We start from the raw sequence: 17757 nt of genomic DNA, 5'->3' as shown, positions 1-17757 counted from the left end.
CATCTGTCTTTCCAATCCGGCTTAATCCGGCAACTTAAAGTCAGTTACCGATTCACGTAAAGATTCAGCCATGTTTGCCAATTCAGAAACTGAACGCGCTGTATCAAACGTTGCTGTTGTTGTTTGTGACGTAATTTCCTGTACAACATTCATCGTCGTCGCGATATGGCTTGCTGAAGCAGACTGAAGCTTCGCAGCATCAGAAATGCTCGCAATCAGTTTCGCCAAATCACCAGATACGGTCTGAATCTCATCCAGTGCAATCCCTGCATCTTTGGCCAAGTTCGCACCACGCACAACCTCAGAAGTCGTTTGTTCCATTGAAATCACGGCTTCGTTGGTATCTGTTTGAATGGTTTTTACTAAGCTTTCAATCTGCTTGGTTGCTGATGCAGAACGTTCTGCAAGACGTTGTACCTCATCTGCTACAACGGCGAAACCACGACCTGCCTCTCCTGCCATCGATGCTTGAATCGCAGCATTCAATGCCAAAATGTTGGTTTGATCGGCAATATCATTAATCAACGAGACGATGTTACCGATCTCCTGAGATGATTCACCCAAACGTTTAATACGTTTTGAGGTTTCCTGAATCTGCTCACGGATATGATCCATACCTTGAATCGAACGGTTTACAACATGTGCCCCATTGGTCGCAATTTTTACAGAACGGTGTGCAACCTCAGCTGATTCAGATGCATTGGCCGATACTTGGTCGATCGACAATGCCATTTCGTTCATCGCAGCTGATGCACCCGCGATCTCTTGTGCTTGATGCTCAGATGCCTCAGCCAATTGGTTGGTAATATTTTGCGTATTCTGTGTATATCGCGCAACTTCTTGCGAGGTGTCGGTAATTCGAGAAACGAGGTCACGTAACTGATCGATTGCAAAGTTAATCGAGTCCGCAATTGCCCCTGTAAAGTCTTCAGATACCGTCGCATAAGAGCGTAAGTCACCGTCCGCCAAATCAGCAATTTCATCGAGTAAACGCAAAATCGCATTTTGGTTACGGTCATACTCATCTTGTAAGCGTGTCACACGTTCTTTATCGGTATTACTACGCAAAGCAAGTAGCTGTAATGCAGAGAAAACCAAGACAGCTAAAGCCAAAATCAAGGCAATACCTGCAAGCACGTTGCCCCAACCACCTTCAGCTTTATCTGACAAAGTCGTTAAAGATGAAAGGAGTGCATCAGATTGAGTGAAAATTTCAGAAGATGCTTGACGTACATGCACGATCTGATTGGCATTTTTCAAGACTGTATCTGCAGCTAATCTTAAAACTGAATCATAGTCTGATTTGATGCTATCGACTGACTCACGCAAGTCAGATGAACCAATACGATCTACACCAAGCTCAGAGCTACCATTTAATTGTGCATTTAAGTAAATACCAAAGGTATCAATATCTGCACCAAAGTCATTGGCAGAAGCATTTGAGTTGTCTGTACCCACTAACACGGAGTTAATAGAACGTAAAATACGCTCGGCAATGAACACTTGGTTTTTAGTGATAATTACCTGACTACTTGGCATGTTTTCACGAACCATTTGGTCAACCATCAGGTTATATTCAGCCTGAATCTCAGGAATCGTTTCACTGATTGAAATGTTGGTTTCATAGAGTTGATTAATGACTTCTTCTTGAGACACAATCAAATCAATATGCTTTGCAACAGTCCCCCAAAGCGCATCAACCTTTTTATATTCTTCCGAATTGGTGTTATAGCGATTGCCCACAATTTCAAGATTTTCAGCGAATCGCTTTTCCGACTCAACCAAACTTTTCATTGATTCTGATGTGCCTGATGCGGTTGCCTCAGTTGCTTGACGCGAAATCATCTGCGACAACAAGCGTAATTCACCTAAACTTCGAGTCAACTGATTAGAACGCGGCAGACTCACGAATAAATAGATTAAGAGGATAACTGCAAGGACCAAAGCAATTAAGGAACGATAGATAATTGGTTTTGATTTCTCAGTCTCACCAAATAAACGAGAAAACTGATCCACTTGAGTCCGAATTTTTTCTACAAAAGTTCCGCCCCGTTTCAATCCCGCACTATCACTACCATTCTTCTTTTTAAGTTTAAAGCCCATACCAGCTTCTCCCCGAAATACCTGTTAATTTTCCACAGCGTATTAAATTAGTTTATAAACTTTATTGATGCATTCATGTACTGCGGATTTTTTAATAATCGACTCAGTAAGAACACATGCCATTGCTGATTATGTTGGTGGAAATACCCCTGACAATAGTCTTTTAATTTATTGTCTAGCTCATCCGTTTGAGAGAAAAAACTCTTTTTATTGAAGTGCTGAATTCCCAAGACCTGATCTACGACCAACCCCACATAATGGTCTTGATGACTAATACAAATCACTTTTTGCATTGGAGAGAATTGACTTCGTTGCCCCGAAATAAAATGAGTTAAATCAGAAACTGAAAGCAAGCGTCCGCGGATATTTGCTAGACCACGCACCCATGCTTGAGTATTTGGTACCGGCGTATATTTCGGAGGATAAATCACCTCAGAAATTTCCCCCAATGGTGCAACAAAATATTGCCCGAACATTTCAAATGCGATACCAGACCAACGGCTGACTTCATTTTGACTTGAAGTATATTGTTTATTGCCTCGCTTGGATAAGCGAAGCAACTCGATAAATCCATTTGCTGCCATACTCTATCCCATATTGAGTCATGAAAAGCTGAGTAATGCGAAGACCATATTGAGCAACAATCAATTAACTTAATAATTCTTTGATTACGTCAATAAGTTGTTGTTCATCAACTGGCTTCGTCAAATAATCGCTTGCACCTTGACGCTTTCCCCACACTCGATCTGTTGCTTGATCTTTGGTGCTGACAATCACAACAGGAATATGCTGTGTTTCTTTCGCTTTACTAATTTGGCGTGTTGCTTGAAAGCCATTCATCCCTGGCATAACAACGTCCATAAGCACCAAGTCAGGCAATTCTGCTTGTGCCATCGTAACCCCATCCGCACCATTGGTTGCTTCTAATACATCATAACCGTGCTTCGTTAAAATTTCTCTAAAGCGAAATGTTTCAGTAGGTGAATCATCTACAATAAGTATACGAGCCATTTTGTCCTCAATTTTTAAATTTTATGCGCTAACATGGTTACGGATCGCACTTAACAGCTCATCCTTACTAAACGGCTTAGTCAAATATTCGTCAGACCCCACAACACGCCCTTTCGCCTGATCAAACAAACCATCTTTACTTGAAAGCATAATCACAGGAATATTTTGATAATTTAATGAATTCTTGATCAATGCACAGGTTTGATAACCGTCTAAACGTGGCATCATAATGTCAACAAAAACGATATCAGGATTGGCTTCAGCAATTTTTGATAATGCCTCAAAACCGTCAACCGCAGTAATTACCTCACAACCTTCCCGTTGCAATAAGGTCTCTGCTGTACGACGAATTGTTTTTGAATCGTCAATCACCATCACCTTTAAGTTTTGAAATTTATCTTCCATTTAATTGTTCCGCCCCATTCACTCAATACACACTATATGGTTGGTTTAATTTATTTTATACAGTTTGATATTTTTAACATATCTTTACTTGCATTATCAATGAAGTTTTTTGAACCGATCTATCAGTTTTTCCAAACAACCGCTATTAGCTCACACTTTTAATTAAATTCATATTTTTTTTGCATGCTGACTATTTTTAATTGTATAAATAACCACTAATATACAATTGATTATTATTTAAAAATAAGTGATTTAGTTGACTTTTTACGGGAGATGTAATGACTGATTCGTTAAAGTGCGGTTTCCGCGTTAGACACTTTAAAACGATTGCACGCATTTACATTTGCTCATTTTTTTTATTGTTATCCCCTTACGCTTCATCTTTCGCAGCAGCCGATCAAGCAAAGGCGGTCTGGTATCGCTATTATGATAAAAATGGGATTGCCAACGTCAGTACCTCTGTGTCTCCTGACCATATCCGTTACGGTTATGAAGCGCTTGATCGAAATATGCAAGTCATTAAACGGAATCGACCTTTCAACGCTCTAGCAGATGCGCAACAATCTTCACAACGAGAATCGCTTGCACGTCAACGTGAACAAGATTTGCGCTTGAAACGCGCTTATGGCAGTGTTCAGATTGCAACCGTAAAAAGGGATCAAATTTTAGCAAATCTAAAAAAACAACTCAGCTATCAACAGGAACAATTACAACAATTACAAACGGATAAAATCAGATTTAAACGCCAAGAAATGGAATATCATCGCAAAGGACAAGCGATTCCAGCACAACTCAAAAGCAATCTTACAAACAATACCCAAAATATTGATAACGTCAAAAGAACGGTTGAAAGTCTACGCAACGCTTATCAAAAAACCGAAACCGAATATACAGACATCATTCAGCGCCTAAAAAAACTTGAATAAAATCAATGTGAAAAATTATTTAAGCAACACTATATCTCGATAAAACTGCAGGCTGACTTTTATATTTCTTCAATATTTAAGCCTTCTACAATAGGTTATACTGCGCCAAATTGAATGATTCATGTCATAATGCCAAACGGCTGAAAAGTGGGTGTATTATTTCATCCATTCTTACTTGGCTTTTTTATAACACTTAACTTTAGGACAGTTTCCATGCGCGCAAGCCGCTTTTTATTTGCAACGTTAAGAGAAACCCCAAATGATGCTGAAGTCATTTCACACCAGCTCATGTTACGTGCGGGGATGATTCGTAAATTAGCTTCTGGTTTATACTCTTGGTTGCCCATGGGAACGCGTGTACTAAAGAAAGTCGATGCGATTGTTCGTGAAGAAATGAACCGTTCAGGCGCATTAGAGGTTTATATGCCTGTGACGCAACCTGCCGCACTTTGGGAAGAATCAGGTCGCTTTGAACAATACGGCCCAGAATTATTGCGTTTCAAAGATCGTCATAACAATGATTTTGTTTTAGGCCCTACGCATGAAGAAGTCATCACCGACTTAGCGCGAAATGAATTAAAAAGCTATAAGCAACTACCATTGAATTTTTATCAAATTCAAACCAAATTCCGTGATGAAATTCGTCCACGTTTCGGTGTGATGCGTTCACGTGAATTCATCATGAAAGATGCTTACTCTTTCCATGCGAATCAAGCATCTTTGCAAGAAACGTATGACGTGATGTATGACACTTATACTCGCATCTTCACTCGTCTTGGTTTGGACTTCCGTCCAGTACAAGCGGATACTGGTTCGATTGGTGGCTCAGCCTCTCATGAGTTCCATGTACTTGCAGCGAGTGGTGAAGACGATATTGCATTCTCAACTGAGTCAGACTATGCAGCTAACGTAGAAATGGCTGAAGCTGTTTTAGTTGGTGAACGCGCACCTGCTACGCAAGCTTTTGCATTGGTCGATACACCAGATCAAAAAACCATTGCAGATGTTTGTGCATTCCTAAATGCTGATGCGAAACAATCGGTAAAAGCATTGCTGGTACAAGGGATTGCAGATGAGAAAGGCAATACACCTGTAGTTGCCCTGTTCTTACGCGGTGACCATGAGCTGAATGATATTAAGGCTGAAAAGCATCCACTTATTGCTGCACCTTTGACTTTTGCAACTGACGAACAACTACAGCAACACGGTTTAACCGCAGGTTTCTGTGGTCCTCAAGGCTTAGTTGAAAAAGGCTTAACGGTGATTGTGGATCGTGCTGCATCAATACTGGCTGACTTTGTTGCTGGTGCAAATGAAGTGGATAAACATGCCACTGGCGTGAACTGGGATCGTGACGCGAAATTCACTGAAGTATTTGACCTTCGTAATGTCGTAGAGGGTGATCCATCTCCAGATGGTAAAGGCACACTGCAAATCAAACGCGGTATTGAAGTCGGTCATATCTTCCAACTCGGTACAAAATATTCAGAAGCTTTAGGCTGTAAAGTGCTTGGTGAAGATGGCAAACCATTTACCGTCACCATGGGTTGTTATGGCATAGGGGTTACACGTGTGATTGCTGCTGCCATTGAGCAGAATTACGATGACAAAGGCATCATTTGGCCTCAAGCGATTGCACCTTTTGACATCGCAATCGTTCCAATGAATGCACATAAATCACCGCGCACCGTAGAAGCTGCTGAAGCACTTTATGCAGAGTTACAAGCACAAGGTTATGATGTACTCCTTGATGATCGTAATGAACGCCCAGGGGTTAAATTCTCTGACCTTGAGTTGATGGGTATCCCTCATCGTATCGTGATTGGTGAAAAAGGCTTAGATGCAGGTATCTTCGAGTACAAAGGTCGTCGTGATGCAGAAGCAAGCAACCTTAGTAAAGATGAATTATTAATGAAGCTTGTACGCTAGTATTCGCACATACAAATAAAAAAGCCGTTTCAATGAAACGGCTTTTTTATTGAGAAATTTAAACCGTTAAGTCTTTAAGTTTTTCTGACGGACCATTATTTTTGACTGAATCGATTCCTTTATCACGAGATTGCTCGCTGGCATAAAGCTGACTGGTTCCAATCACCTGATGATTTGCAGCCTTTAAATTAAAATAAGCTTTATCATTTTTTGACATTAATCGCTCATAATGAGCATCATCTGGGCTATTCTTTTGCACTGATGCAATCCCATTCAATGCCGATGCCTTGGTCTTGTATAATTCACTATTTAAAATGACTTCACCATTTCCCGCCTTCAAGACAAAACGATATTGACCATCGCTTGCCCGACTCACCTCAAACCATCCAGCCATAAAAAACCTCTATTATTGGAATTCATATTGTTTTGTTTCTTCCATAATATAAATCAGTCACAACGGTTTAAATAGATTGTTTTTTGTTCAATTTTGGTAGTTTAAAATTCACTTTTGGCATGAAAAAGGAGCATTTGTATGCTCCTAGATAAGATGGTTGGAATTAAACCTTTTTAACAAACTCAGATTTAAGCTTCATTGCACCAACACCATCAATTTTACAATCAATATTATGGCCATCACTGGCATCAGCGACCAGACGAATTGATTTAACCTTTGTACCAACTTTAACAACTGATGATGAACCTTTAATTTTTAAATCTTTAATGACCGTAACGCTATCACCGTCAACCAAAACATTACCGTTGGCATCTTTAATAATTTCTTGTGCTTCTGAAGCTAGACTATCACCTTCTTTCCATTCATGTGAACATTCAGGACAAATAAGGAGTTCGCCATCTTGGTAAGTATATTCTGATTGGCATTGTGGGCAATTTGGAAAAGACATAAAAAATCTCAAAAGTCTTATTATGAGCGATAGAGACCATTTTTCAAAATTAAACCGCTTATTGATCTGGGATTTCAGCTTGAATCAACAAACCCAACAAATGAAGTGACTCTTGCCACCCCAAATAACAAGCTTCAACAGGGATCACATCTGGTAGTCCCTCTTGGGTAATATTCACCTCTGTACCCACAAGCACAGGTTTGAGTTGAATGGTCATTTGGATCTCACCTGTCAGATGAGGATCATCGAACTGATCCGTATAGCGAAGCAGTTCATTTTGAACAATTTCGATATACTTTCCACTAAATGAGTGCATGCTCCCTGTAGAAAAATTCGTAAACGACATTTTATAAGTACCGCCAACTTGTGGATCTAAATGATGCACTTTAGCGGTAAATCCATGAGGTGCCATCCATTTGACCAAAGCATCTGGATCTAAAAAAGCGTTAAAAACACGTTCAGGGGGCGCATTAAATACGCGATGTAATCGTACTGTACCTGGCATTGTTATTCTCCCTTGAGACTATTCTTTTATTTATGGATTGAGCATCACAATTTAATCATCATTGCGATCTTTCCAATCTCTTTATTTCAACATGAATATCAACAATCAAAAGCTGCTTTTTTGTGAAAAATGGCGCAAAATAACAGTCCATATTTTAGTGACCAAAACGCAGCTTTAGGATCGATCTATGAGTCAGCTTGCTTTTACTGCTTTTAGCTTAAATGGTATAGATGCACAAAAATTTTTACAGGGTCAGGTAACTGTTCACACTGAACGTTTACCAGAGAATGAAAGTCGATACACTGCTATTTGTGATTTAAAAGGACGCATTCATTTTGGTTTATGGATTAAAAGATTAAATCCAGAAAGTTTTGAACTAGTCACCACCCAAGATCAAGCAGAAGAGTTTTCCAAACATATCAAAAAGTTTGGTGCTTTTTCAAAAATGAAATTAGAAGAAATTGGTCAAGTTTTTCCAAATATTGTTGGACATCAAACTGAGTTCTCTCAGACAGAAACCGATATAAAGACTTGGCAATTACAGGCCATTCAGTCTGGACAAGCTTGGATCACTCAAGCAACTGAACATGTCTTTCAACCACAAGAATTACGCCTACATCAACGTGACGGCGTACATTTTGATAAGGGTTGCTACTTGGGGCAGGAAATCGTGGCACGTCTTTGGTTTAAAGCCAAACCTAAACACTGGTTACATTTAATTCAAGGAAAAGGTGAAGCTCCCTCTCCTACAACTCAACTGAGTAAAGATATAGAAGTGGTCAATAGTGTTGCCATTGAAGATGGTTATTTAGCACTTGTGGTGGCAAAACCAGCTGCTCTAGAAGAGTTTGATTTGACAGTGTTGGACTTGCCAGAAGCGCTAAGTGGTGATGTGGCGAGACCAAGTTAATCTATTATTAAAAACAGGACTGTAAGTTAAAATTCAAAACTTATGTGTTATCACGGCTGCTGAACCCGATTAACCCATGAGTTTTTTAATAATGGATGATTTACTGCAACAACGCACGCGAGCTTGGAGACGCAAGAAAAAGTTTCATTTCAGAGGTCGAGACTGTCGGCATACTTCTCTTTTGTGGAAACCCCAGAAAAAATGGAAGTACTTATGTACCCGTCAAGCTAAACTCGCTCGCTCAAAAAAATTAGGAATCGAATATCCTCGAGTTTCTAAAATAAAGAACTTAATTGAAGCTCGTTTTAATTATTGGACACTATAACTCTGAACTTTTTATTCATCTGTAGTCGTAATCAATGGCGTAGTCCAACTGCTGAACGCATCTTTGCACAAGGGTATGGTCTCCATACCCGATCAGCTGGTACCAGCCGCCACGCTAAACATACAATTTCGCTCAAAGATATACTTTGGGCTGATCAAATCTTTGTGATGGAAATACGACATAAGCAACAAATTAAAGAGAAATTCTCTAAACAGCTCATGAATAAGAAAGTGTTTGTTTTAGATATCCCTGATAATTATCAATATATGGATTCTGATCTAATTGAATTGCTACAACTCACGATGCAACGTTATATAACATAACGTTAGCGTTTATTACCTCATTCACTTTCTCTCCATAAATCCTCCACAAGAATTCTGCAAAATAAAAATATATCCCATTGTTTCCATAAACTTTTATTTAACAACAGTCAAAAATTAAAGGTATTATTCGGGCATGATATATACAAAATCATCATTTACATTTTTTACCAAACTTTTATGATGTGCACATCAACAAAATATTCTGCTATACAACGGATTAAAGCAGATCGATGCGAAGGGAAAGAAAAATGAAAAAGTTGCTTATAGCCAGTTTAATGATTGTTGCAAGCCACGCCACACTAGCAGCAGACAGCAAAGCTTCAGCCAAAACAGATGTTTTTGCAAAAGCAACCCAACTGTATGAAGCAAAAAACTACCCTGCTGCATTCGCAGAAATGCAACGTCTCGCAGAGTCAGGCAATGCTCAAGCCATCTACAATCTTGGCTACATGACCCAGAATGGACAAGGAACGACTAAAGATGAAAAAAGAGCTTTGCAATATTACCAAGATGCTTCAAATAAAGGCTACGGCAAAGCTAGTTTTACCTTAGCGCAACTTTATCGTCATGGTGGATTGGCTATTACACCGAATACGCCAAAATTCAAAGAGTATTTAGATAGAGCATCAAAACAAGGTTCTGACGAAGCAATCGTGGAAATCGCAACACTATTATTTGCCCAAGGCAAACCAGAAATAGACCAAATTGCGATTCGCCAACTCAGACCATTGATTCAAAAAAACTACTATCCTGCTATGCATATTAAAGCTTTGTATGATCTTGGACTCGGAGTAAAAAATAAAAATCCAGCGATGAGAGAGCAAGCTGTAAGAACTGTTCAATCTCTTGCAGATAAAGGCTATGCACCATCATTGATGGCATTGGGGAATATGCTAGCAAATGGTGATATTCTTCAACAAAACTTACCAGAGGCGAAAAAGATTTTTACAGAACTGGCTAGACAGGACATTCCTCAAGCAAAAGAATCTTTGGCAAAAGTAGATCAGCTGATAAAAGCTAAAGAACAACAAGCTAAAACCTCTAAACGATAGTATTTTACCCGCGACCACCAAATATCAACTTTTCTAGCAGATATTTGGTGGTGATCAACAGATTAGAATTGTTTAGTGACTTTAATCCCAGCACCCCAATTGCGTCCATCCGCAGGTTCATAGAAGCGTCCATTGCCATCATTTACAATCACTGAACCGACGTAATTTTTATCCAACATATTATCGACTCGCGCATACGCATTCACGTTCCAATCATTCAATGTCCAGAGATAGCCTGTGTAGGCTGAAACAGTGGTATAACTTGGCGCTGCTTCAGTGTTGGTATCATTCACATAAATTTTGTCATTATACTGCGCATCGACCCCACCATAAAAACCAGTGTTTGGTTTCCATGCCACCGCTGCATAAGCACGTTGCTTCGCAATACCAGGAATCAGATTTCCTGAGGCAATTTCTGCTACAGAGCCAACAGCAGGAACCGTTGAATCAAAAGTTGCATCTAAATAACCATAACTGGCATTAGCCACCAAATCACGCCAAAGTGCTTTGTTCCATGTCAACTCTACACCTTCACGTAAAGTTTTATCAGCTTTACGAAAAGTCGCACGTCCATCGACGCTACCAGCCGATACAATGTCATCTTTGGTCTTGGTTTGGAAAACAGCCAAAGTAAAATCACCGAGTTGATTTTGTGATTTTAAGCCAAGTTCATAGGTATCACTGCTCGATGCATCAAGAGCAAAATTAAAACCGCCTGATCCATCAGGGCGATAAGCCATTTCAGTAAATGTAGGTGTTTCAAAGCCTTTGGCATAACTGACATAAGCCAAAAGTTCAGGAATAACTTGCCAACTTAATGCAATGGATGGAAGTAGCTTAGAATAATCATGTTTGCCACTATCGTCACCATTAATAGTTCCATATTCATCAGGTCCCGATGTGAAATGATCTTTAGATTTGTAATGTAAATTACTATAACGAAGCCCCGTATCTACTCTCCACGTCGGTAAAAACTGCCATGATGCTTGTAAATAAGGATCGATATTCCATAAGCTATTGTCTTCATTACGACGTAATTCACCCTTGACACCAAATTGCCCAACATCATTAAAATTTTTATAGCCTTTACGATCTTCATCCATCATATCAAATGCTACACCAGCACTTAAGATCGTATTCGGCAATAGCTCTTTACCTGTCCAACGGAAATCAGCACCATAATAATTACGATCGAAATCAATTACACCACCAGCCTGTTTAGGACTTGCCTGCCCTGAATAAATAGGTTTACCGTTTTCCTCCCCCACCCTACCTTTCGGTATAGACTGATATTGTGTCACCTGACGATTGCCCCAATACCCCATCAGATATAACTCATGTTGATCGTCAAGTGGCTTTGACCATGTCACCCCTGTTTGAGTTTGTTCAATATCTTTGCGTACATTATATGTATTATTGGCATCATTAACTTGACGAGGATTTTGCTGCCACTGAGTTTTATTCAATCCTTGAGGGTCGTTTGCATGAATTTTGACGTAATTGGTGATCCAATTAATCTTTGAACCATCGTCAAGATCCCATGTCAGTTTGGCATTGTTGAGCACCTTACGTGCATCACTATGATCACGATAGCCATCAGTATCAAAATATGATGAGCTAATCACATAACTCGGTTCATTGGCATGTTTTGAACCGCCTTGGAGAACGATACCTGCACGATTTTTATTGTGACTACCACCCGCATAGCTCATTTCGATTGAATCTTTACCCTGTCCCTCTTTGGTCGTTGTCAAGATCGTCCCACCAGAGGAGTTCCCATAGAGTGAGGAAAATGGTCCCGTCAAAACTTCAAGGTGATCTAAACTACTTAGATCAATATTCGAGGTTTGCCCCTGTCCATCAGGCATCGTTGCGGGAATACCATCGACATAAAGACGAATTCCTCGCACCCCAAAACTAGATCGCGCACCAAAACCACGCATTGATAGTTGTAAATCTTGCGCATAGTTCTCACGATTATTTAGCTGTAAGCTTGGAATTCCTTTCACGAGCTCAGTTAAATTGACCTGAGTAGACTGTATTTGCTCAGGTGCATCAACACGAAATACCGAAGCAGGTGTCTGTAGATAGCTTGTATCTGTACGTGTAGCTTCGACTTTAATCGTTGGGAGTTGCACAGGCTGCTGAGTATCAGGCTCGGCTGCCCATAGTAAGGAGCTGTTTAGCCCCATACTCATTGCGACACAACCGTATAACAGGTTAATTTTCCAGAAAGGCATGAAGATTCCTTATTTCTCAAAAAATTGAAACGATGATTTTTAAAAGTAAGCCGCTATTTATTTTATAATTATCTGAAAACATTAATTTTAGCTAAATCAGTCAAAGTTGTTACTGATCTATATTGGCAAATAAAATTAAATATCGACATAATTGTAAGTTAAACATTTACCCTCATTGTATTGTTGTTGAAACAATTTGAACTTATTATGCCCGAACTTCCTGAAGTTGAAACTACCAAAACCAGCCTGTTACCTTTATTGAAACAGCGCGTCCAAGCCGTCAAAGTCTGGAATGCCAGTTTACGTTGGACGATACCTGATGATATTGATAAGCTGGTTGGCCAACGCCTAATACACCTTTCACGGCGCTCCAAGTATATTTTAGCTGAATTTGAACATGATCAAATGCTTTGGCATCTGGGTATGTCTGGAAGTTTTCGGCTGTGCCAGCCGAGTGATGAACTAAGAAAACACGACCATCTGGTGATTGATTTTGAAGATTTTCAGCTCCGCTATCATGATCCTCGTCGCTTTGGCTGTATTCTTTGGTTAGATCAAAACAATCAAACTAAGCTCATTGACACACTTGGCCCTGAGCCATTAAGTGATGATTTTAATTCGTCATATCTTTTGGAAAAACTAAGCAAAAAAAATGTCGGCATTAAAATTGCTTTAATGGATAATCATATCGTGGTCGGTGTAGGCAATATTTATGCGACTGAAAGCCTATTTAATATCGGCGTTCATCCGGCACAACCTGCGTCAACCTTAACCAAAGTTCAAGTGGAAAAGTTGGTGATTGAAGTCAAACGAATCTTGCAACAAGCCATTGATTTAGGTGGTTCGACTTTACGTGACTATAGCAATGCGATGGGTGAAAATGGTTATTTTCAACAAACCCTTTTGGCATATGGTCGAGCTGGCGAGATGTGTGTTAACTGTGAGACGACCTTAGAGAACCTAAAACTGGGACAGCGTGCAAGTGTTTTTTGCCCACAATGCCAACCATTGAAACTGAAAAAAGCATAGTTTTTTTTAAAGGAGAACAACGCATGAAAACTGCTATTGTTCGACATATCTTAGTCAAAGATAAAGACATGGCTGAACAATTGAAAAAACGTATCCATTCTGGTGCTGATTTTTCAAAAATTGCGAAGCAATATTCAACCTGTAATTCAGCCAAACGTGGTGGCGAGTTAGGCGAAGTCAAAAAAGGACAGCTTGTTCCTGTGATCGATAAACTGGTTTTCAGCGCTGCTGAACGCGTCTTACATGGTCCGATTAAAAGTCAGTTTGGTTTCCACTTGATCGAAATCAAATTTAGAATGTGAGTCAATAACCAATACCAATCCTAAAAACACACAGGCTTGTATAATGCTTTAATCTCGGATAGCCGAAAGAACAATTGCAGTAGTATCACCACAAGCAATCGATTCAAAGCAAGTTTAAAGAACTTGTAAAAGTTGGCACCAGAATCTATAAAAAATGGCAACTTATAAAATATCAGTTGCCACTCATTCAACTATTTCACTTCGTTCAATTTATACATACTGGCAGATTGTAAAGAAGAAATAGTTAGTACACACCTGCTTTGGTGTTGGTGTTGGTGTTGGTGTTGGTGTTGGTGTTGGTGTTGAAGATGTTAAACCATCAACTGCTGCACTCAAGTTCAGACGAGGAAAACGTTGATTCGTACGATGATCGGTCACCAATGTTCCTGTATTCTTCAAACGGTTTACAATGTCATCTAAGCTAGCATTTGGTAAGGCATTATTTGCAAGCAACACAGCAACTGCGCCCGCAACATGTGGAGCTGCCATGGATGTACCACTTTGGGTATACCCTCCTGCCGTAATCGGTGCTCCTGGCGCCAATAAAGTTAAATTTGATGCACTATTACTGAAGCAAGTTACTTTATCCATATAGGTCGACTGATCTGAGCAATTTTGATAACCCCGTCCTCCAACATTTGCATCATAAACAGCGCCAACACTGACTGCACCAGCTGTGCATGCTGGATATGAGATACCATTGGTATAAGCATCATTACCAGAAGCAACCACAGGGATTACGCCCACATTACGTAATTTTTGGAATGAATTAGTCAACGATGAAGAAGTACAAGTTGATGAATATCTTGTTGAATTACCCAAACTCAAATTAGCCGACTTGATATTAAGAGTTTCCGCTTGATTCGTCACCCAGTTTAAAGCCGAAATAATATCGCTATCATAGGCACTTCCGCCACGAAATACATCAAGAGCAACAATTTTAGCCTCAGATGCAACACCAGCAACAATTGAAGATACATTTGAACCATGACCATTGTCATCCAATGAGTTATCTTCTGGTGCAAAATCAAGTGCATAGCTGACTCGACAACTAGCTGGCGTGCCAGGTGCAGTACAACTTCCTAGATCGGGATGTCTATAATTTGCACCTGTATCTAAAACTGCAACTGTTGTACCCGCACCTGTAAAGCCTTTACTTTTGGCTACAGGTTGACCAATTTGGTTTAAACTCTGTGACAATATGGCTTTGGATACACGGTTCGGATAGACCGCTTTGACATTTGGATTATTTAATAAATTAACCAACGCATTACGATTTTGTATACGATAAAAACTAATAGGTAAGGCATTGTAATCACGCAACAACTGAACACCCGAGTTTTGTTGTGCAAATTGATTAGATATCATTTGTTTTTGTTGTTGGAAATACTTCCTTAACTGTGCCGCAGTCAAATTTTGGTCTGCATCGTTATAATATTCAATAATCAGGTCATTCGATGCATTTTGTAATAATGCATTGATGTCAATTTTACCCTGTTGAATTTTTTGTTTAGCAGCATTACTCAATTGCGCATTTGCAGCCTGCGGTGAAATTTGCGCTTGTACATTACTAGCCCCAAAGGATAACCCCATGCATAGCGCTAACAGAATCTTTTTGTAAATCATAAACATTTTCCTTTTTTTTTGCTTGTTTTAACAAATTATGTTGATCAATTTGGTTCAATAATTTGGTTGCCTACATCGGTTTCTGGATCAATCGGTTGAATGCTCATATCACTTTTAGTATCAACCAACTCATTGTCACCCGAAGTACTAGTGGCAGCCTGTTCAACATTAGAAGCTAACTGAGTTGGATGACTTTCGAAGGCATTTTGATCGTTTGGAGCACTTTGCGATGTTGTATCTGTTGGATACATATTGACCGAAACTGACGTTTCGTTAGTTGGTTTAAAATAAACAACCAGTGCAATCACCAAACCAAACACAATGACAATACTTAAGATAACTTTCATCTTATTATTCATAGCTCTGTTCACTTCTATTTATTTGCTTGAATTAAATTGCGTTTACAATCCGTACACAATCAATAGTTAAAAATTAAACAGCGACTGCCATTTATTGTCTAGATATGACATAAATTATTAATGTGAATGCCCTCACAAAAGATTTTCTTTCTTTGATTTAAATGCTCAAAGTTACAAAAAAAATTTATTTTTAAATTTGAAATGTTATAACGTAAAAAAAATAGCCCATTTTTCTTAGAAAAATTTTTATATTATGTAGATCAGCAAACTAGATGATTTTTCAAGTATATTGGCGCACTCTCAACCACATACAAACAACTATTATTCGACATATCTTAGTCAAAGATAAAGATATGGCTGAGCAACTGAAAAAACGCATCCAATCGGGTGCTGATTTTTCAAAAATTGCCAAACAATACTCGACCTGCAACTCTGCAAAGCGTGGCGGTGAGCTAGGCGAAGTTAAAAAAGGACAGCTTGTCCCTGTGATCGATAAACTGGTTTTCAGTGCTGCGGAACGTATTTTACATGGACCCATCAAAAGCCAGTTTGGTTTCCACTTAATCGAAATCAAATTCCTTATGGATGGGGTGAGGTAATCAGAATTGGGCTTAAATTTAAGCACCCAGAAACTGAAATAATTTTCCATTGTGTTTAGACTGAAATCATTTTCAGTCTTGCGCTTTCATCACATAGGTCCATGCCAGCATTTTTTCACCCGAAATTAGATGTACTTCGGTCTGCACCCTCTGGTATTGCATCCCTTCAAAATCGTCTAGCATTTGCCAATTTTCTTGTAATTTTTCAGTGCTAAATAAGTAGCCTGCTACCAAAGCATCTTTTTGGTTTAATACAATTGCAGGTAAGCCTTTATCTGGTCCCCAATCCAAAATATGTACTGTGCCATGTACAAAGGCTTGCTGCCAGTCTCCCCCAATTTCACCGAGAATATGCGCATTTTCTCGATTTGGACATAAAGTACCGTAGACGAACAATCGATTCATTTTTGTCTCTTTCTCCCTCATATTTGCATAGCATCTTAGAATGAAGTTGGCTATTTTCCTAGATGCTTAAATGACCATCAAATCTATATCGCCAGCTCTCCCCGAAACGAATAGCCATAAAAAACGGCATCTTAAGTGCCGTTTTTTGTTTAAAGCTAATTTAGCCCTGTTTTTTTAGCTCATCACGGATTTCACGTAACAATTGAACATCTTCTGGTGTTGGCGCTGGTTCTGCTGGTGCAGCTTCTTCTTGTTTGCGTAAACGGTTCATCACCTTAACTAATAAGAAAACCACCCATGCTAATAATAAGAAGTTAATAAATACAGTAATGAAATTACCATACGCAAACACATTTAAACCGGCTTCTTGGGCTGCTGCAAGATTGCTAATACTATTCGGGTTGTCTCCCAATACGACAAACCAGTTGGTGTAGTCGACATCGCCACCCAATATCCATGAGATAATTGGCATCAAAAGATCTTTGACCATTGAATCAATGATTTTACCAAAAGCCCCACCGATGATCACACCAATGGCGAGATCCATTACATTGCCTTTTACAGCAAATTCTTTAAATTCTTGAATAATACTCATCTTAACTCTCCAGAGTTGAATTTTGTCGTGCCCTGTTTTTGCATTGTTTATTACACAGGCACAGCGACCAGCCATATAGTTGATAATTTAATATTTTTTCAAAAAAATGAAAGTTATTTCACACTTTAACAACATATTTTATTTTAATAAAAAGATGAATTTAAGCACGCTCGTTGTTTTATTTTTTGCAATAAAAAAAACCGCTAAATAA

The 17757-nt window shown here is 39.2% G+C and carries 20 protein-coding genes; 8 read left to right on the top strand and 12 right to left on the bottom strand.

The window, feature by feature from the left end:
* Positions 1–21 precede the first annotated feature (21 nt).
* From J2Y37_RS03870 to pilG, 4 genes are all read right to left on the bottom strand, one after another.
* Positions 22–2103 (bottom strand): methyl-accepting chemotaxis protein, encoded by a 2082-nt coding sequence (locus J2Y37_RS03870; protein WP_005195414.1) that lies wholly within the window; start codon positions 2101–2103, stop codon positions 22–24.
* A gap of 47 nt (positions 2104–2150) precedes the next feature.
* Positions 2151–2687, bottom strand: coding sequence for a chemotaxis protein CheW (locus tag J2Y37_RS03865; protein ID WP_004669427.1), 537 nt, complete (start codon positions 2685–2687; stop codon positions 2151–2153).
* 64 nt (positions 2688–2751) lie between these two features.
* The gene (locus tag J2Y37_RS03860) at positions 2752–3114 is read right to left on the bottom strand and encodes a response regulator (RefSeq protein WP_004669429.1); all 363 of its coding nucleotides are present in this window, start codon (positions 3112–3114) and stop codon (positions 2752–2754) included.
* A 21-nt stretch (positions 3115–3135) separates the two neighbouring features.
* On the bottom strand, positions 3136–3519 hold the full coding sequence (gene pilG, locus J2Y37_RS03855; RefSeq protein WP_004640629.1) for a twitching motility response regulator PilG: 384 nt from the start codon (positions 3517–3519) through the stop codon (positions 3136–3138).
* A 278-nt stretch (positions 3520–3797) separates the two neighbouring features.
* Here pilG and J2Y37_RS03850 point away from each other — a divergent pair, with 278 nt between their 5' ends.
* Together J2Y37_RS03850 and J2Y37_RS03845 are read left to right on the top strand one after the other, a co-directional pair.
* On the top strand, positions 3798–4445 hold the full coding sequence (locus tag J2Y37_RS03850) for a hypothetical protein (RefSeq protein WP_004669432.1): 648 nt from the start codon (positions 3798–3800) through the stop codon (positions 4443–4445).
* Positions 4446–4658: 213 nt separating this feature from the next.
* Complete coding sequence (locus tag J2Y37_RS03845) at positions 4659–6374, top strand: proline--tRNA ligase (protein WP_349031931.1); 1716 nt, start codon at positions 4659–4661, stop codon at positions 6372–6374.
* Positions 6375–6432: 58 nt separating this feature from the next.
* Here J2Y37_RS03845 and J2Y37_RS03840 read toward each other — a convergent pair whose 3' ends face one another.
* The 3 genes from J2Y37_RS03840 to J2Y37_RS03830 all read right to left on the bottom strand — a co-directional run bounded on the left by J2Y37_RS03840 (position 6433) and on the right by J2Y37_RS03830 (position 7781).
* Positions 6433–6768, bottom strand: coding sequence for a YegP family protein (locus J2Y37_RS03840; RefSeq protein WP_004669436.1), 336 nt, complete (start codon positions 6766–6768; stop codon positions 6433–6435).
* A 163-nt stretch (positions 6769–6931) separates the two neighbouring features.
* On the bottom strand, positions 6932–7276 hold the full coding sequence (locus tag J2Y37_RS03835; protein ID WP_004669437.1) for a zinc ribbon domain-containing protein YjdM: 345 nt from the start codon (positions 7274–7276) through the stop codon (positions 6932–6934).
* Positions 7277–7334: 58 nt separating this feature from the next.
* Positions 7335–7781, bottom strand: coding sequence for an SRPBCC family protein (locus J2Y37_RS03830; protein WP_004669439.1), 447 nt, complete (start codon positions 7779–7781; stop codon positions 7335–7337).
* A gap of 187 nt (positions 7782–7968) precedes the next feature.
* Here J2Y37_RS03830 and J2Y37_RS03825 point away from each other — a divergent pair, with 187 nt between their 5' ends.
* The 3 genes from J2Y37_RS03825 to J2Y37_RS03815 all read left to right on the top strand — a co-directional run bounded on the left by J2Y37_RS03825 (position 7969) and on the right by J2Y37_RS03815 (position 10391).
* The gene (locus tag J2Y37_RS03825; RefSeq protein ID WP_349031930.1) at positions 7969–8691 is read left to right on the top strand and encodes a folate-binding Fe/S cluster repair protein; all 723 of its coding nucleotides are present in this window, start codon (positions 7969–7971) and stop codon (positions 8689–8691) included.
* Between the two features lie 312 nt (positions 8692–9003).
* Positions 9004–9339, top strand: a complete 336-nt coding sequence (locus tag J2Y37_RS03820; RefSeq protein WP_004669445.1) for a hypothetical protein — start codon at positions 9004–9006, stop codon at positions 9337–9339.
* A 248-nt stretch (positions 9340–9587) separates the two neighbouring features.
* Positions 9588–10391 carry a tetratricopeptide repeat protein gene (locus tag J2Y37_RS03815; protein WP_349031929.1) on the top strand — a complete coding sequence of 268 codons (804 nt, stop codon included), beginning with the start codon at positions 9588–9590 and terminating at the stop codon, positions 10389–10391.
* Positions 10392–10453: 62 nt separating this feature from the next.
* Here the strand turns inward: J2Y37_RS03815 and J2Y37_RS03810 are convergent, their stop codons facing one another.
* Complete coding sequence (locus J2Y37_RS03810; RefSeq protein WP_349031928.1) at positions 10454–12631, bottom strand: TonB-dependent receptor; 2178 nt, start codon at positions 12629–12631, stop codon at positions 10454–10456.
* A 207-nt stretch (positions 12632–12838) separates the two neighbouring features.
* On the opposite strand from J2Y37_RS03810, the gene mutM reads away from it, so the two are divergent.
* Positions 12839–13660, top strand: coding sequence for a bifunctional DNA-formamidopyrimidine glycosylase/DNA-(apurinic or apyrimidinic site) lyase (gene mutM / locus J2Y37_RS03805; protein WP_349031927.1), 822 nt, complete (start codon positions 12839–12841; stop codon positions 13658–13660).
* Positions 13661–13683: 23 nt separating this feature from the next.
* A complete protein-coding gene (locus J2Y37_RS03800; protein ID WP_004669452.1) occupies positions 13684–13962 on the top strand; it encodes a peptidylprolyl isomerase in 279 nt (92 codons plus the stop codon).
* Positions 13963–14172: 210 nt separating this feature from the next.
* On the opposite strand, the gene J2Y37_RS03795 is transcribed toward J2Y37_RS03800, so the two are convergent.
* Together J2Y37_RS03795 and J2Y37_RS03790 are read right to left on the bottom strand one after the other, a co-directional pair.
* Complete coding sequence (locus J2Y37_RS03795) at positions 14173–15588, bottom strand: S8 family serine peptidase (RefSeq protein WP_349031926.1); 1416 nt, start codon at positions 15586–15588, stop codon at positions 14173–14175.
* A gap of 44 nt (positions 15589–15632) precedes the next feature.
* Entirely contained in the window at positions 15633–15935 is a 303-nt protein-coding gene (locus J2Y37_RS03790; RefSeq protein ID WP_228127766.1) for a hypothetical protein, read from the bottom strand.
* Between the two features lie 320 nt (positions 15936–16255).
* On the opposite strand from J2Y37_RS03790, the gene J2Y37_RS03785 reads away from it, so the two are divergent.
* The gene (locus J2Y37_RS03785) at positions 16256–16546 is read left to right on the top strand and encodes a peptidylprolyl isomerase (protein ID WP_349032015.1); all 291 of its coding nucleotides are present in this window, start codon (positions 16256–16258) and stop codon (positions 16544–16546) included.
* Positions 16547–16618: 72 nt separating this feature from the next.
* On the opposite strand, the gene J2Y37_RS03780 is transcribed toward J2Y37_RS03785, so the two are convergent.
* Positions 16619–16951: a gamma-glutamylcyclotransferase family protein gene (locus tag J2Y37_RS03780; RefSeq protein WP_349031925.1), complete on the bottom strand. Its 333-nt coding sequence runs from the start codon at positions 16949–16951 to the stop codon at positions 16619–16621.
* Positions 16952–17111: 160 nt separating this feature from the next.
* The gene (mscL, locus tag J2Y37_RS03775) at positions 17112–17546 is read right to left on the bottom strand and encodes a large conductance mechanosensitive channel protein MscL (protein WP_349031924.1); all 435 of its coding nucleotides are present in this window, start codon (positions 17544–17546) and stop codon (positions 17112–17114) included.
* Positions 17547–17757: the final 211 nt, after the last annotated feature.

The sequence above is a fragment of the Acinetobacter sp. 3657 genome (assembly GCF_031456775.1).
GTDB lineage: Bacteria > Pseudomonadota > Gammaproteobacteria > Pseudomonadales > Moraxellaceae > Acinetobacter.
Note: the sequence above shows the minus strand (reverse complement) of the source record. Positions and strands in the feature narration are given on the sequence as shown.